Source organism: Sutcliffiella sp. NC1, from assembly GCF_027594365.1.
GTDB classification, from domain to species: domain Bacteria; phylum Bacillota; class Bacilli; order Bacillales; family Bacillaceae_I; genus Sutcliffiella; species Sutcliffiella cohnii.
The window spans coordinates 3822930-3839057 of the sequence record NZ_CP115153.1 but is presented as its reverse complement, the minus strand read 5'-3'; the positions used below and the strand labels follow the sequence as shown (position 1 = coordinate 3839057).

General features: G+C 36.3%; 14 protein-coding genes. 9 read left to right on the top strand and 5 right to left on the bottom strand.

Going from position 1 to position 16128, the window contains the following annotated elements:
* Positions 1-79: 79 nt before the first annotated feature.
* Complete coding sequence (locus O1A01_RS19955; RefSeq protein WP_174522356.1) at positions 80-877, top strand: phosphotransferase family protein; 798 nt, start codon at positions 80-82, stop codon at positions 875-877.
* Positions 878-881: 4 nt separating this feature from the next.
* Here O1A01_RS19955 and O1A01_RS19950 read toward each other — a convergent pair whose 3' ends face one another.
* Entirely contained in the window at positions 882-1160 is a 279-nt protein-coding gene (locus O1A01_RS19950) for a YtzH-like family protein (RefSeq protein WP_066413229.1), read from the bottom strand.
* Positions 1161-1334: 174 nt separating this feature from the next.
* Between O1A01_RS19950 and trmB the strand changes: the two genes are divergently transcribed.
* Together trmB and O1A01_RS19940 are read left to right on the top strand one after the other, a co-directional pair.
* On the top strand, positions 1335-1973 hold the full coding sequence (trmB, locus tag O1A01_RS19945; RefSeq protein WP_066413227.1) for a tRNA (guanosine(46)-N7)-methyltransferase TrmB: 639 nt from the start codon (positions 1335-1337) through the stop codon (positions 1971-1973).
* A 109-nt stretch (positions 1974-2082) separates the two neighbouring features.
* Positions 2083-2931, top strand: a complete 849-nt coding sequence (locus tag O1A01_RS19940) for a YtnP family quorum-quenching lactonase (RefSeq protein ID WP_066413225.1) — start codon at positions 2083-2085, stop codon at positions 2929-2931.
* A 115-nt stretch (positions 2932-3046) separates the two neighbouring features.
* On the opposite strand, the gene O1A01_RS19935 is transcribed toward O1A01_RS19940, so the two are convergent.
* Positions 3047-3370 carry a PepSY domain-containing protein gene (locus O1A01_RS19935; RefSeq protein ID WP_066413223.1) on the bottom strand — a complete coding sequence of 108 codons (324 nt, stop codon included), beginning with the start codon at positions 3368-3370 and terminating at the stop codon, positions 3047-3049.
* A gap of 256 nt (positions 3371-3626) precedes the next feature.
* Between O1A01_RS19935 and O1A01_RS19930 the strand changes: the two genes are divergently transcribed.
* The 3 genes from O1A01_RS19930 to O1A01_RS19920 all read left to right on the top strand — a co-directional run bounded on the left by O1A01_RS19930 (position 3627) and on the right by O1A01_RS19920 (position 6191).
* Entirely contained in the window at positions 3627-4697 is a 1071-nt protein-coding gene (locus tag O1A01_RS19930) for a M42 family metallopeptidase (protein WP_066413218.1), read from the top strand.
* A gap of 69 nt (positions 4698-4766) precedes the next feature.
* Complete coding sequence (locus O1A01_RS19925) at positions 4767-5294, top strand: DUF84 family protein (protein ID WP_235858076.1); 528 nt, start codon at positions 4767-4769, stop codon at positions 5292-5294.
* Positions 5295-5465: 171 nt separating this feature from the next.
* Positions 5466-6191: a D-Ala-D-Ala carboxypeptidase family metallohydrolase gene (locus O1A01_RS19920; protein WP_235858074.1), complete on the top strand. Its 726-nt coding sequence runs from the start codon at positions 5466-5468 to the stop codon at positions 6189-6191.
* 60 nt (positions 6192-6251) lie between these two features.
* On the opposite strand, the gene O1A01_RS19915 is transcribed toward O1A01_RS19920, so the two are convergent.
* A complete protein-coding gene (locus O1A01_RS19915; protein WP_066413213.1) occupies positions 6252-6692 on the bottom strand; it encodes a YtoQ family protein in 441 nt (146 codons plus the stop codon).
* A gap of 227 nt (positions 6693-6919) precedes the next feature.
* Here O1A01_RS19915 and O1A01_RS19910 point away from each other — a divergent pair, with 227 nt between their 5' ends.
* Positions 6920-7450, top strand: a complete 531-nt coding sequence (locus O1A01_RS19910; RefSeq protein WP_066413210.1) for a hypothetical protein — start codon at positions 6920-6922, stop codon at positions 7448-7450.
* Between the two features lie 185 nt (positions 7451-7635).
* Here O1A01_RS19910 and O1A01_RS19905 read toward each other — a convergent pair whose 3' ends face one another.
* Complete coding sequence (locus O1A01_RS19905; RefSeq protein ID WP_066413208.1) at positions 7636-9732, bottom strand: methyl-accepting chemotaxis protein; 2097 nt, start codon at positions 9730-9732, stop codon at positions 7636-7638.
* A gap of 189 nt (positions 9733-9921) precedes the next feature.
* Here O1A01_RS19905 and O1A01_RS19900 point away from each other — a divergent pair, with 189 nt between their 5' ends.
* Together O1A01_RS19900 and O1A01_RS19895 are read left to right on the top strand one after the other, a co-directional pair.
* A complete protein-coding gene (locus O1A01_RS19900) occupies positions 9922-10956 on the top strand; it encodes a PTS sugar transporter subunit IIC (RefSeq protein WP_270064818.1) in 1035 nt (344 codons plus the stop codon).
* Positions 10957-10960: 4 nt separating this feature from the next.
* The gene (locus O1A01_RS19895) at positions 10961-11275 is read left to right on the top strand and encodes a thioredoxin family protein (protein ID WP_270064817.1); all 315 of its coding nucleotides are present in this window, start codon (positions 10961-10963) and stop codon (positions 11273-11275) included.
* 45 nt (positions 11276-11320) lie between these two features.
* On the opposite strand, the gene O1A01_RS19890 is transcribed toward O1A01_RS19895, so the two are convergent.
* Positions 11321-15724 (bottom strand): S8 family peptidase, encoded by a 4404-nt coding sequence (locus O1A01_RS19890; protein WP_270064816.1) that lies wholly within the window; start codon positions 15722-15724, stop codon positions 11321-11323.
* Between the last annotated feature and the right edge of the window lie 404 nt (positions 15725-16128).

Genomic DNA, 16128 nt, shown 5'->3' with positions numbered 1-16128 from the left:
TGCTCAGTAGCTGTCTTTTTTGTTTAAAACAAATAATGACAAGTTTAAAAATAAATTGAAATGAAAAGTAGTGTTGAAATTGAAGGTGAAATGGTTGGAGCATTTATTAGGTGATGAATGGGAAATAAGCCCGGCAGGTGGCCAAACCGGCGAAGCTTATTCCGCTATAAATCAAGATAAAAGGCTGTTCTTAAAAAGAAATTCCTCTCCATTTTTAGCTGTTTTGTCAGCTGAAGGTATTGTCCCAAAATTAGTTTGGACAAGACGGTTAGAAAATGGAGATGTCATAACAGCACAACATTGGGTAAGTTCGCGTGAGCTTAAACCGAGTGATATGAATATGGAGAGTGTTGCTAAGCTACTTAAGAAAATACATCATTCTAAAGAGCTTCTTGATATGCTAACTCGTTTAGGAAAAGAACCACTTGACCCTAAAATGATATTAGATGATATTCAAAGTCAGCTTTCACCCGAACTTTTTCAATTGGAATTGATTCAAAATGCACTCCAATATTTAAAGCGTGAATTACCTAACATGCATTATCGTGAAAAGGTAGTTTGCCATTGCGATTTAAACCATAACAATTGGCTTCTTTCGAATGAAGACGAGCTTTTTCTCATTGATTGGGATGGGGCAATGATTGCAGACCCAGCTATAGATATAGGAATGCTATTGTACTGGTATATCCCAAAAGACGAATGGAAGGCCTGGTTAGATACGTACGGCCTACCATTAACGGACAGTTTAAAGCAAAGAATGCATTGGTATGTTATAGCTCAAACAATATTATCCATCCATTGGTATACTCAAAAAAATATAGAAAAAGAAAGTTCATCATGGTTACAATATTTAAAAGGCTTACTATCTAATTCGTAATCGATTATGAATATTGGTCGATACTATCAATCCAATTTGTAAGCTGATCTTGGTGAGCTAGCACGTGATCATTCACATTTTTTATATTTCGACCAGTTTGACTATATGAATAAATATCAGAAAGAATATTTTTTACATTTTGATCAATGTCTGCATTTACCATTAATGACTTAATAAGTCGCTCTAACTGTTCATATTCGGCTACAGAACCACAACAATCAAATTGGTGGTCAGCTAAAATATCCTTCAATACGTGTAACTGGTCTTGATAATTTAACGACATACGCATTTACACTCCTTTTCACATGACTATAAATAGAGTTTGACGGTTTTCATATTCTTATACATGACAAAAATCGGTCTTTCCCTTTAGATCGGTTTTTTCCTTTGTTTCATTACATGTATTTATAAATAACAGAAAGTTGTACTATACAAATGAATAAGATGAGGTGCTATCATGAGAATTCGTAATAAGCCTTGGGCAAGTGATTTTATCGCTCAAAATCCACAATACATTATTCCTAATCCTGAGGAGTTAAAAGGGAATTGGCATAAGTTGTTTGGTAACGATAATCCGATTCATATAGAGGTTGGAACTGGTAAAGGAAGCTTCATAACTGGTATGGCTAAAGCAAACCCGCATATTAACTATATAGGAATTGAACTTTTTGAAAGTGTTATTGTAAAAGCTTTAGAACGTGTAATTGAATTAGGGGCTCCTAATGTAAAATTATTACAAGTGAATGCAGCTGATTTGCTAAATTACTTCGCTCCTTCTGAAATAGGGCAAGTTTATTTAAATTTTTCGGATCCTTGGCCGAAAAAAAGACATGAGAAAAGAAGGTTAACTTATAAAGGCTTCCTTGATATATACAAGGAAATTTTAATTGATAATGGAGAAATTCATTTTAAAACAGATAACCGTGGTTTATTCGAATTTTCATTATTAAGTTTTAATGAATATGGTCTGAAACTAAATTATATTAGTTTAGACCTTCATAAAAGTAACTTCGAAGGTAATATAATGACCGAGTATGAGAAAAAGTTTTCTGAAATGGGACAACCTATTTATCGCTGTGAAGTTCAATTTGTATAAAAAGAGAAGCTAGGTCTAATAGGCCTAGCTTTTAACATGTATATTTCTATTAATTGAATAATGCGACTTTACGGTCACGATGATACAATAGGAAAAGGGAGGGAATGCAATGGAAACTTTAAAATTAGGCGCTTGGAAACTGACGTGGTTAGATGGGGGAGTAACACACTTAGATGGTGGAGCGATGTTTGGAGTAGTTCCTAAGCCGTTATGGGACAGAAAATATGGGGTAAATGAAAAAAATCAAATTGAGCTTCGTACAGATCCGATATTGCTACAAACAGGTAATGAAAATATATTAATTGAATCAGGAATTGGTAATGGCAAACTAACAGAAAAACAAAAAAGAAATTTTGGGGTTTTATCTGAATCACATGTTCAAAACAATTTAGAAGCATTAGGGTTAACTGTACATGATATTGATATCATTCTCATGACACATTTGCATTATGACCATTCATGTGGATTAACCGTTTGGGATGAAGAGAAGCAAGATTACCAACCAGTCTTTCCGAATGCAACCATTTACGCTTCCCAAATAGAGTGGGATGAAATGAGAAATCCAAACGTGAGATCAAAAAATACATATTGGGAAATGAATTGGAAAAGCATTCAACATCAAATAAGAACGTTTCAAGAAGAAATTACAATTATCGAAGGAATTCGAATGATTCATACAGGTGGTCATAGTGATGGTCACTCAATTATTGAGATAATAAACGGAGGGGAGATGGTGCTACATCTTGCTGATTTAATGGCAACCCATGCACATCAACCACCACTTTGGGTAATGGCATACGATGATTATCCAATGACTTCTATTTTTGCTAAAGAAAAGTGGTTACAATACGGACAAAAGCAAAATGCTTGGTATACTTTTTATCATGATGCTTATTACCGTGCGATAAAATGGGATGACTCCTTTACGATAACAGATAGTGTTAAAAGGGTTCGTTAATGACCTATTTTTTAAAAGATGTATTATATAAAATAAAAGCGTTGACATGACAGTCAGCGCTTTTTACGGTTAAGGAACAATCAGGAATATTTGAAGTGTTAACGCTCTTATCCCCTTAAACTCCCACAGGATCAAGCTTTTGTACATCTAATATAGTTCCATTCAGCTTATCAACGATAAATTCATATTGTTCTAATTCGCCATTTACTCTTCTCGATATTCCTCCTCGGAATACATCGTGAGGTACTTCATTACGGAAATATTTTTCAGGTACCATATGAATCCAACTTCCATCCACTGGTCCTTTCTGCTTGAAAGCATCTTTCGCAATTTTTAACGCTTTTTCAGGTCTAATGGGCTGATCTTTAGTTGCTTGATGTACAAGGAGAGCAGCAGCTACTCCAACACCAGCACCTAAGAGAAATGTTTTCCACTTCAATATTATCCCTCCTCTTTAGGTAATACTATCTATAGCCTTTTAGCTTTAGTGTATGCTTTAAAAGGATTCTTATTTTAGCTTTAGAAAAGAAATTTTTTATATAACAGTATTAGGCGAATGTCTTCTCCGTTTCATTATACATTTATTTAAAAAGAATTGTAACTAGTAACTGGAAAGAGCGGAAAAAGTTCGGTACAATAATAATAAAAATATTTAGATAATCTAAATACATTAGAAAAGAAAAGGGGAACTACATATGAATAATGAAACGAAGCAATTATTTCAAACGTTAACAGAATTACCTGGTGCCCCGGGTTTTGAACATCAAGTTCGTAAATTTATGCGATCCGAGTTAGAAAAGTATTCGGATGAAATTGTGCAAGATAAACTAGGAAGTGTGTTTGGGGTAAAACGAGGAGATCAAAACGGTCCAACTATAATGGTAGCAGGTCATATGGATGAAGTTGGTTTTATGGTTACGTCGATTACGGAAAATGGAATGCTACGATTCCAAACACTTGGTGGCTGGTGGAGTCAAGTACTATTAGCTCAACGTGTGCAAGTCATTACAGATAACGGCCCGGTTATTGGCGTAGTTGGTTCTATTCCACCACATTTATTAGACGAGGCGAAACGTAGTAAGCCGATGGAAATTAAAAACATGTTAATTGATATTGGTGCTGATAATAAAGAGGATGCTCTACGTATTGGTATTAAACCAGGTCAACAAATTGTTCCAATCTGTCCTTTTACACCGATGGCGAATGAAAAGAAATTGTTAGCGAAGGCGTGGGATAACCGTTACGGTTGTGGTTTATCGATTGAACTATTAAAGGAACTTCAAGGAGAAACAATTCCGAACATTTTATATTCTGGTGCAACGGTTCAAGAGGAAGTTGGTCTTCGCGGTGCACAGACAGCAGCAAATATGATTAAGCCGGATATTTTCTTTGCTCTAGATGCATCGCCAGCTAATGATATGACTGGAGACAAAAACGAATTTGGTCAATTAGGAAAAGGAGCTCTCTTAAGAATATTTGACCGTTCCATGATTACACATCAAGGAATGAAGGATTTTATTTTAGATACAGCAGAATCTAATAATATTCCTTATCAGTATTTCATTTCACAAGGTGGTACAGATGCTGGAAGAGTTCATATTTCTAATGAAGGAGTTCCTTCAGCAGTAGTTGGAATTTGCTCGCGTTATATTCATACACACGCATCTATCGTTCATGTTGATGACTATGCAGCAGCAAAAGAATTATTAGTGAAGCTAGTGAAATCATCAGACCGTTCAACAGTAGAATCAATAAAAGCAAGATAATAAAAAGGAAAGAAAAGCGATGAGGAATTGGCCTCATCGCTTTTCCGATGATTTATGGAGGTAAGAAATTTGGAAACGTTTATTATCGGGTCGAACAACCCTACTAAAATACGTGCATTAAAAAATGCTTTGTCTAGCTTACAAATAGAAGGGAACGTTTTGACAGTAAATGCTCCTTCTGGCGTTAAGGCCCAACCAATCGGGGATGAAGAAACTGCTAAGGGAGCTATTAATCGCGCAAAGAATGCTTTAGTTCTTAACAATGGAACAATTGGAATTGGTCTAGAGGGCGGTGTTGTAATGATGAATGAGACGATATATTTATGTAATTGGGGTGCACTAGTTACTAAAAATGGAGAGGAGTTTAGTGCCAGTGGTGCTAAAATCCCACTACCAATCGAGTTTAAGGATCAATTACTAGCAGGAAAAGAACTTGGAGATTTAATGGATCAATATTGCAGCAAAGAAGGCATTCGAAAAAAAGAAGGAGCAATAGGAATATTTACTGATGGAGCAATGAATAGAGCTGCTATGTTTGAACATGTTGTAAAACTGTTACTAGGTCAATGGCAATATGTAATGAAAAATAAAAAGTAAAAAGTAAGTAGATAGAATTACTAGCAATCCTTATTTTTATTAATAGTTTAGTAACTTATTACTGATTTTATAAAAACACTTCTAAATCTCTTAAAGTAGGATACATATTTAATGAGCTCATAAGCATGGTTAATTAACCTTGATATTTCTTTATTAGGGAGAGGGATAGAAGTGAGAGGGAAACTAGTAAAATATTTATTTAGCTTTTGTTTAATGTTGTTAGTAGGGATAGGTGTTTCGATTTTTTCGGCTCCAGAGGCGAGTGCATACAATTGGGATCGTACATTAAGAGAAGGTCACTCAGGGGCGGATGTTAGAGAACTTCAAATTCGTGTTGCAGGTTGGGCAGCTGATTCTCCAACCCAAACTTATGTCGGTGTAGATGGTCAATTTGGCCCGCAAACAACAGCTGCAGTCAAAAGATTTCAACGAGCATACGGACTCTCAGTAGATGGTATCGTTGGTCCTCAAACACAAGCGGTCTTAAATGACCTTGAACGGTCTAATGGAACGAAACATTTTAATTATAGCGAATTCCATTCCAAAGATGGTAGTGGATTTAGAGGTGGTAATGTTAGTGAGGCGACAGTTCGAGAAAATGTAAGGCGAATGATGTACAAGCTAGAAGCTGTACGTGTAAAGCTTGGAAACAAGCCAATTATTGTTAATTCGGGGTTTAGAAGTGTATCTCATAACCGAAATGTAGGAGGGGCTTCTAATAGTCAACATACGTACGGGATAGCGGCAGATATTAGAGTGTCAGGTGTATCAAATAGTACGATACAAAATGCTGCGAAAACATCCGGTTTTAGTGGTATTTATAGTGAAAGTAGTTTTACTCATATGGATAGTAGAGTAGAATATCCGTACGGTTCTAGATCTTGGTGGTGGAGATAAATTTTAAAAAAAGTATAGCTTAGTAGAAAAAGCTAAGCTATACTTTTACTTCATTTTCAATTATTCATAAATATAGCTAAGAATTTTAATAGCTTGATTAACGGTTTCAACCGTTACATCTGCTTTATTAGAAAGCTCTTTTAATGGATGGTGTAACGATTCAGGACGAATTAATATTAATGGTTTTTGAAGGGCAATTGCAGTGCTAGCATCCATTGCTGTATTCCATTGTTTATACTTTTCGCCAAATAGGGCAATTACTAAATCTGCTTTTTTCATTAATATAGTAGTACGTAAGTTGTTAATTTGAGAAGCAGCTTCATCTTTTGTAATAGCATTAGGTTGTTTACCGAGTATTTCTTCTCCGATATGGTCAGATCGATGATGATCTGTCATTGGGCTAACAAATTGAATATCGAGCTGTAATGCCTTGGCCTTTTCTTGAATTTCCTCTCTCCAATTACTATGAATTTCTCCGGCGAGATATACAAGTAAATTCAAGTTCATACCTCCCTATATAGTTTATTTTTTACAACATCTACATTTTAGTCTATCATAGGAAACGGGAATATTGAAACTGATTAGCATAGTAAGTATGAAGTAGAGTTGCGAAAAAACGGAAAATTTAGATAATATAATAGTAAAATAGTCTTGAGTCTTCGATTTTAGTTCGGTAATATAGAATTAGTGAGTAAAATTGTTAAATTAGTGTATAGGAGTGGAACACATTGAATAAACGAATCTTCGTCAGTATTGTCTTTCTATTAAGTCTCCTTTTATTAACGGCATGTAATGTATCAGAAAAGGATGCATTAGGCAACGCAGAACTGGCATTAGAGCAGACACTTGAAATGGAACCAATGGAAGGAACAGCTGAAGGAGAAGATTTTACATATTATATACCTAGTGGATTTACAGTAGATGAAGATATAGAAGGTTCTAATAATGTAGTCCTCAATGATAAAGAACAATTGTACATCCTTTTTGTTAACCCATTTGAGCAGGACGATTCAAAAGTTGTCTTTGAATCTACACTACTTTCATACAATAATGTATTAATTAATGAATCATTTATGAAAGACAACAAATTTGTCTATTTAATTATTGATAAAGAACAACAAAAAGACGGAGAATACGAAGTAACATTTGGAATAGGTGGAGTTAAAATAACAACAGTTACCGATACGAACAACATGGAAGATAGCGTTCGAAAAATGGTGGAAATTGTTTCATCTGTCAATCTTGAAGGAGAAGAATAATCCCTTTAAAGTATTCTTTTCAAAGATTAGAACTGACAGTGTATTGAATAGGGACAAGCTAACTTAAATGTATTTTAAGGTAGAAACCAATGCAAGTGATGTTTTTTCCTAATGAAGCTTATTTTTAAGATATATTTTAACAATAGAAAAAGTTGAGTCCTTCATTAGACTCAACTTTTTTTAAATTATTTTTTTGGTTCATTGAACTGTTCATTATGTGTTTCATCCGTATTTTCTTTCCCTGCGTCTAATTCTTCCTCTACATGTTCCTCATCTTCACTAAGCTCTTCTTCCAATTCATTATGTGCATGCTCTTCCACAATGAATTGATTTACTTCGTCTTGAAGTTCTGTTGCTATATCGGATAACGAAATAGCTGCTTCATTTACTTGTTCAATAGCCGCTATTTGATGTTCACTAGATGCACTAACTTCTTCAGATGTAGCAGCAGCCTGTTCGGAAATGTATTGAACTTCCGTTAACTTTTCAGCTAAAGAATTATTTGATTCATTTACTTCATCAACAGCAATTTGTACAGAACTTACTTTTGCATGTATTTCTCCTACGTTACTAGTAATGTTTACAAATGAGTTTTTTGTATCTGCTACAGACTTTCGTTGGTAGTTTCTATATTCACTTAATTGTTCGGCTTCTTCCGTCAAAGTATCCATCTGTTTACTAATGGTGGAGACTAATTTTTTTATATTCATTGCTTCTTCTTTTGAACGTTCCGCAAGTTTTCTAACTTCCTGGGCTACTACCGCAAAACCTCTTCCAGCATCACCTGCTCTTGCAGATTCAATCGTTGCATTTAAAGCTAGTAAATCTGTGTTTTCTGCAATCTCTTGAATAGTTCCTACAATAGAATTAATTTGTTGTGATTGCTTTGAAGTTTGTTGAATTCTTTCTGTTAATAAATTGGCTAACGATAAGAATTGTTCAGACGATGATTGTAATTCCTCGACAATTGTAAGTCCTTCTTCACCAGTAAGTTGCGCTTGATCTGCTTTTTGCTTTATCTCTTGACTAAGTAGTCTAGTACGATCAATTGCTGCTTTTACATTAATTAATATCGTATTTCCTTCCTCTATGTGACTAGCTTGTTCACTAGAGCCGGTTGCGACGTGTTTAATTGCTTCATTTACTTCCGTTGATTGAGCTGTCGTTTCTTCAGAAATCGCTGCTAGATTTTGAGAAGCGGAATGTAAATTATCGGAAGCAGACATAATCTTCAGTAAAGAACTTTGCATCGTTTCTGCCATTTTATTAAAAGTTGCTGCTAAATCGGCCATTTCATCTTTTGTCGTAATGGGAACTCGATATGCAAAATTACCATTACCTATTTTTGCTGCTCCATCTTTTAGCGATTGAATAGAATTTCTAATATTACGATTTAAGAAAAAGCCAGTAATGCTTAAGAAAAGAAGAATCACGATACTAATAATAATGGAGAAAGTCATAATAAGTTGGTTCCTACTATCAAGGTCTGACTGTAAATCTCTTTGAATAGTAGAGACGCCATTTTCAACTTCTTGTACATTATTTTCAACTGTTGAGCTTAATTCTCCGAAATTACGGATCAACCCAACTGATTGTGTATAATTCCGATAAATTTGATCCATAGATTCGACGTATAAATTTAAATAGTTATGTGCCGGAGATTGTTCTTCACCCTCTGCTATATTTTCAGAAAGAAGAGATTGTAGGTTTTCCGCTGCACTTTTGAAATCACGGTATGCATTTTCTTGTCTCGTTGTTAAATATTGCTGCTCATTAAGACGAATATTTAAAAGAGTGGATTCTAATTCTTGATTGTTAGAAACATTCACTGTTAAATTCCGGGCTGTGCTATGAATTTCTCCACGGAGTCCAATATAAGCATCAAATCCAATTTCCTTGTATAAACTTTCTAGCTGAGTAAATTCTTCTAAATAAGTAGTTACTGATTGTTCAATACTAGTAAAGTGTTCCACAAGCGAAGAGTAATCAGAAAATTGTTCCGATAATGAATTAGACATGTTTACTATTTCTTCAATATTTAATTTTATAGTATTGCCTAATCCTTCACTAGGTTGACGCAAAAATTCTTGTTCGCTTCTTCTAGTATCAGCAAATAGAAATTTAATCTCTTTACTTCCATTTACAGCTTCTAGAAGTTCTGTCTCTTGTTGCTTAGCATTACTCTGAACGAAATAAAATAAAAAGTTGCATAATAGTACGATTGCAAATCCGATGATTGATGTAAGTAAAATAAATGTAACTCTTCCTCTAATAGTTTTCATTTTAACCCCCATAAGAAACATAGAAAGATTGAATTATGTAATTTTGGTAAATATTTATTATATTAAGACAATTATAGACATAATTCGCCATTTTCTCAATAAAAGTTTGATAATTCTTTTTTCTCTTTACATGAACGACAAATAAGTTATGATAAAAAATAGAATAGTGACGATAAAAGGAGAGTAACAATGAAGCAATTTTTTCAAAAAAAAGGGGTAACCCTATCAATTAAAGTATATTTAATTGACGGTTTGTCTTATATGGCGCTAGGTTTATTCTCTAGTTTAATTATAGGATTAATTATTAAAACTGTCGGTGAACAGATTCAAACATTACTTCCAACAGTAAGTACATATTTAATTGATATGGGAGCACTTGCGATGGGATTAATGGGACCTGCAATTGGGGTTGCTGTAGCTTACGGATTAAAAGCTCCACCGTTAGTTATTTTCTCTGCACTAATAGCTGGTGCTGCTGGTGCGCCATTAGGAGGTCCAGCTGGTAGTTTCATTGCTGCACTTATTGCTACAGAAGTTGGGAAACTTGTATCAAAAGAAACGAAAGTAGATATTTTAGTTACACCGTTTGTAACCATTGCTTCTGGTTTTTTAATAGCCGCTTTTGTAGGTCCACCAATTAGTGGGGGATTGCAATACTTCGGTAGCGTTATTATTTGGGCAACAGAACAACAGCCAATTATTATGGGGATTATCGTTGCAGTATTAATGGGCTGGGCATTAACTGCTCCTATTTCAGCTGCAGCTATTGCTATAATGCTCCAGCTTGATGGAATAGCCGCCGGTGCAGCAACGATTGGCTGCGCAGCTCAAATGGTAGGATTTGCAGTTAGTAGCTATAGAGAAAATAAGACGTCCGGTTTACTTGCGTTAGGAATCGGTACTTCTATGCTTCAAGTAGCTAATATTGTAAAAAAACCAATTATTATATTGCCACCAACAATAGCAGCTGTAATCGTTGCCCCATTTGCGACTACCATTTTTCAAATGACAAATGTACCTGAAGGGGCAGGGATGGGGACTAGTGGTTTCGTTGGACAAATTATGACGTTTACTTCGATGGGCTTTTCTGCCGTCGTGTTTTTAAAAGTTGTTATACTTCACATCGTTGCACCAGCTGTGATAAGTTTACTATTGTCAGAATGGATGAGGAAAAAAGGCTATATACAACTTGGTGATATGAAGATTAATACAGGGGGAGAATAAATTAATGGAAAAATTACAATCAGTAGAACAGTTTAGTGCTTTGCGAGAAAATGAAGATGTTGTATTCATGTTTTCTGCAAGTTGGTGTCCAGATTGCGTATTTGTAGAACCGTTTTTACCAGAAATAATGGAGAAGTTCAACAATTATACTTTTATTTACGTTGATAGAGATGAGTACATCGATCTTTGCGTAGAACAAAATATTTTTGGTATACCGAGTTTTCTCGTCTTTAAGAATGGGGAAGAGGCAGGTAGGTTTGTAAGTAAAGACCGTAAAACTAAGGAAGAAATAGAAAGTTTTCTAACTTCATTAGTATAATAAAGAGGGCCAAACTGCTATTGCAATTTGGCCCTCTTTTACTTATTAATTTCTTCCTTTACCTTTACCAGGGTTATCTGGTCTACCTGGATTAGGGTTGCCAGGTCTATCATCGCCACCATTGCTAACGTTAATGAATAATTTTCCTTCTGCGATTTGACGAGTAACATTTGAGTAATCATCTTGTACTTTTACTTCAATTTCTGCACCAAATGCTTGAACGCTTGAAGTAGCAGTCCAATAGCCTACATAATATCCAGGAGAAACTTCTCGAAGAGGTAACTCCATCGCATTGTATAATTCTTGGTTATAAAGGTCTGCATTTGTGTTTGTCAGTGGCATACGGATTGTAAATGTTGCATCTAATCCAGGGTCACTATTAAACTCAATTTTTACAGACTCTCCTGCTCTTAAATAAACATCATCAGTTGGAGCTAAGTTTGTAATTGCAGGAGCAGTATATTTTGCATCTACAACAACAGATGCTTCCGTACTATTACCTGCTTTATCTTGTGCTACAACCGTAATAATGTTTTCCCCATTCTCAAGCATCACTCTTTGAGAATATTGACCGTCGTTTACTGCTACGTCTCTACCGTTTACTTTTACAAAATCAAGGTTTTCATCTGATACAGTACCAGTAACGGTAACTGTTTCACGGTTAGTTTTAGAATTGTTTTCAGGGCTAGTAATTGCTAACTCTGGCGCTTCTTGATCTAATACAACCGTAATTGGTTCAGATTCTTCCGTAGTACCATTTGCTGTAGATGCTTTTGTTGTTAATACGTTTACTCCTTGTTGTAGTTCAATATCTACATTAAATGTACCTTGATCTGATGTAGCAACCTCTGCAACTTCTTCACCATTGTTTAATACATGTACTGTTGTAGTAGGAGCTGCTGATCCTTCTACTGTAACAACTTCTTGATTAGTAAATGTACCATCAACAGGTGAAGTTACTGTTGGAGGTGTTACTTCAAAATTAACAGTTGCACGAATCATATAGTTTCCTTCTGCTTCAGGTGAAGGAGACCATGCACCGCCAACTAATTGCCAACTACGACCTGCGTTAGGGCCATCTTCATCTGTTCCTAAACCAGGTGCATTTGGATTTGGATGTGATTGAATGTAAACCATATAGAAATCTTGATTTACGATAATACCGTGTTCTGATAGGTCAACATTTGTCCATTCACCCGTACGTAAAGCGGTAGCTGAGATAGGACCAGCTAATCTATTACCAGGGGACCCGTCTGGACCAGTTGCATCATATACTGCTACTTGGAAGTCAGTTCCACCCGGAGTTGGCCAGCTAGTATCCCAGAAGCGGAATAAGCCTCCAGTTACTAATGCTTGACTATGTCCTTCAGGTAAAGACATTTTCACAGCCCATCCGTTTCCAGCATCGTAAAATGCACGTGCATTTTCAGCTGTTCCATCATCGTATCCAATTTCTCCTGGATATCCAATGAACGGTCGTAAACTAATGTTTTGTTCAGTAGAGCTGTTTCCTTCAACTGTGATCGTAACGTCTTCACTATAGAAGGAAGGAGCCATTACTCTTAATGTATACTCGCCCTCATATGCTGAAATTGTGAATGCTCCATTCTCATCTGTTTCAACAGGAGCGATAGCAGCATCTTCAACAAGTAATAATGTTGCATCTGCTACTGGATTTCCAGTTGCACTATTCGTTACTACTCCAGTAACTGTTCCTTGTGGAATTTCATCTAATACAAAGTTTGCAGTTGCTTCACCGTCAGCTGGAATGTTAACAGATTGTTCAGCTGGATAATAGCCATATGCTTCAGCCTTCACTGTGAATTCACCCGCTGCATGAAGTAATTCATATTGTCCGTTTGCTGGATTCGTATTAACAGAACGGTTAGATTCTACTACTGTTACTTGAGCATTTAAAGGTAACCCAGAAGTGTTAACTGCACTATCATTCACTTCATTAAAGTCTACAAGAGAACCTGCAGGTACAATCTTATCAGGGTCAACTTTTTCATCTTTAGCTGCTACATTGTTATCTTCTTTCGTAATTGCAATAGCAGTTTCTCCATCTGCTAAAGGTTCATCAGATAATTGAACATCATCTAAATACCATCCGACGCGAACAACGCTACCATCAGTTGTAACGTTAAAGCCAACTAAAATCGTATGACCAGCGTACTGAGATAAGTCAACTTCACGATCTACCCAGCCATTTGTTACGTCATCAAAGCGATAAGCTTGTGTCCACGTTTCTCCTCCGTCAGTAGAAACGAATACGTGACCGAAATCCCAACGAGTTTCAAGGTTATGCCAGCTCTTATATTGTAAATAAGCTTCGCTATCTTCAGGTAATTCAACTGGAGGCATAACAAGAGTCATATTTGCTCGGTTGTCATAGTTTCCAGCTAGGTTTGTCGCATATACTTTTTCACCAGAATACGCTCCATTTGGACCACTTGTTGGAACACCCCATTGCCAGCTATTATTGTCACCAAAAGAGTACCAGCCAATTGGATCTGATTCAAAGTCTTGGAAATAACCGATAGAAATACCAGGCTGAACGCTTACTTCATACGTATCAGTTGTAACTTCATTTCCTCCAAAGTCAACAACGTGGAACTTATAGGAAACAGATGGAACAGCAATTTCATCGCCTGGAATAGCTGCTTGATACGTTGCATTGTTGTATGTGCCAGAAGTACGAGTAGCTTCAACGTCTACCCATTCACCTTCAGCATTTTCATATTGAAGTGTTACAGATGTTATACTTACATTATCTTGAACGTCAATGCTTAATGGTAGTGCCATTCCTGCATATGTTTCAGCAGGTGCAGTATGTTCAAATGTAGGTGCTTCATCATCTTCACCATCACGAACTACTTGGCCTTTAATTTTCCCTAACCCAGAAATAATAGAAGACACAGCATCGTGCACATTAATGATACCGTGACCGAAACCGTTATTAGGTGCTTCTGGATATTGAGCGTTCGTTCTTGGTGTTGCAGTATTTTCTAATATTTCCGCAATTTCATCAATCGATAACGATGAATTCACTTGTTTTAATAAAGCAACTGCACCGGCAACGTGTGGAGCAGCCATGGATGTACCGTTCCAACCGCCTTGATAATTACTACCTGGAGTAGCGGAACGAATGTTCACACCAGGAGCAGATACTTCTGGTTTCATTTCCCCATATGGAGAAGGTCCTTGTAAAGAGAAACTACCTAAGTTCATGTTCACGTCAGTTGCACCAACTGCGTAACTTTCAGGATAGTTAGCTGGAACTGCCACAGATCCAGGACCACCTGGGTTTGTTAACGTTGTATTACCAGCTGCGAACACAGGATAAATATCTGCAGCTCTCCATGCTTGAACCATTGGACGGAACCATTCGTTCATTCCTGCTCCGCCGCCCCATGAGTTGTTAACGATATCAGGAGCCATCGCTGGGTTTGGATTTCCATTCGCATCAGTTGGTGCTAGTAACCATTGAGCACCATTTAAAATTTGGGCTTGAGAACCACTACCAGAAGCGTTTAGGATTTTAACACCAATCCATTTTGCTCCAGGAGCGACACCAATTTGGTTTGTACCATTTTGCTCCCCACCTACTGCTGTTCCAGCAACATGCGTACCATGCCCATGGTCATCGTATGCTGCTGATTGACCAGAAACTGCATCAAAGAAGCTGTAAGTATGAGTAGGGCTATTAGGATTTGCTGGGTCAAAGCCTCGGTATTGCTGCATTAATGCTGGGTGATTCCACTGTACCCCGGTATCCATAACGGCAACTACAGCACCTTGGCCATCCACACCCATTTCCCAAGCTTGTGGAGCTCCAACTTGTTGAATATTCCATTCAACGTTGTCGTTTGTAGGAGTATTTTTGTCATTTTCTGTAGTACCAGCAGGTGCCTCTACAGATGGATATAATTGTACTTCTTCGTTTGGCGTAATCATTTCTACTTCTGGGAAAGAAGCGATTTTCTCCATAACTTCTTTCGTAGCAGTTACTGCCATTCCATTTACAATGAAGAAGGATTGAATATCTTTAGCATTTCCAGCTGCTTCTTGTTTCTCTAAATAAGCTTTCACGTCAGCTTGAGTAGAAATAGCAGTCGAACGAAGCTCAGAAACTAACACATTTCTTTTCATAAGTTTTGTTTGCGCTGCTGTTACTGCTTGAACAGTAGCTTCATTTTCTACTTGTTTAGCAATTGCCATTGTGTCAACTTGCTCTTTAAACTTTATTAGAAATGTTACTTTTTCATCTTTGTTAAATTGATCATTTAACGTTTTACTAATTTTTGCAGCAGCAATTTCTTTTGAATCATTAACTGCGACGCTAACGCCTTTTGTTGTAGCTGCACTTACTGACATAAAACTTGGTGCGATTAACAACAAACAAAGCATTAACATAAATACTTTATATACGCTCATTTTTCGGCGCATATGCCATCCCCCTTTAAAAAGTATAGTTTTTTTAAACCAATCGAGCTCACAGAAAAAATGCAATTCCTAAATAGCGAGCTGATCTAAAACTTTAAAAAGACAGTCCCCCCTTCTTTTAAAAATTGCCTCCTGTAAATAAATATGTAGTTTGTCTAGGTGACAATTTAATCGTACGTAAAGCGGAAATAGAAAAGTGTCGATTTTCGTCGAAGTAATTTTGAATTTTCAGAAAATAATTATTTAGTTATATGTGATAGAATCTTGTAGTAGGTAAAATGGAGTACGTTAGAGCTAGAAACTGTTGGGAAATTTTCTTTGTTTGAGGAAAATATTAGGAAAAGTAAAGGGAAATATATTAATCGTTATTAAGGATAAAGGTACTAGTTAATTTGTTTGTGGGGGTA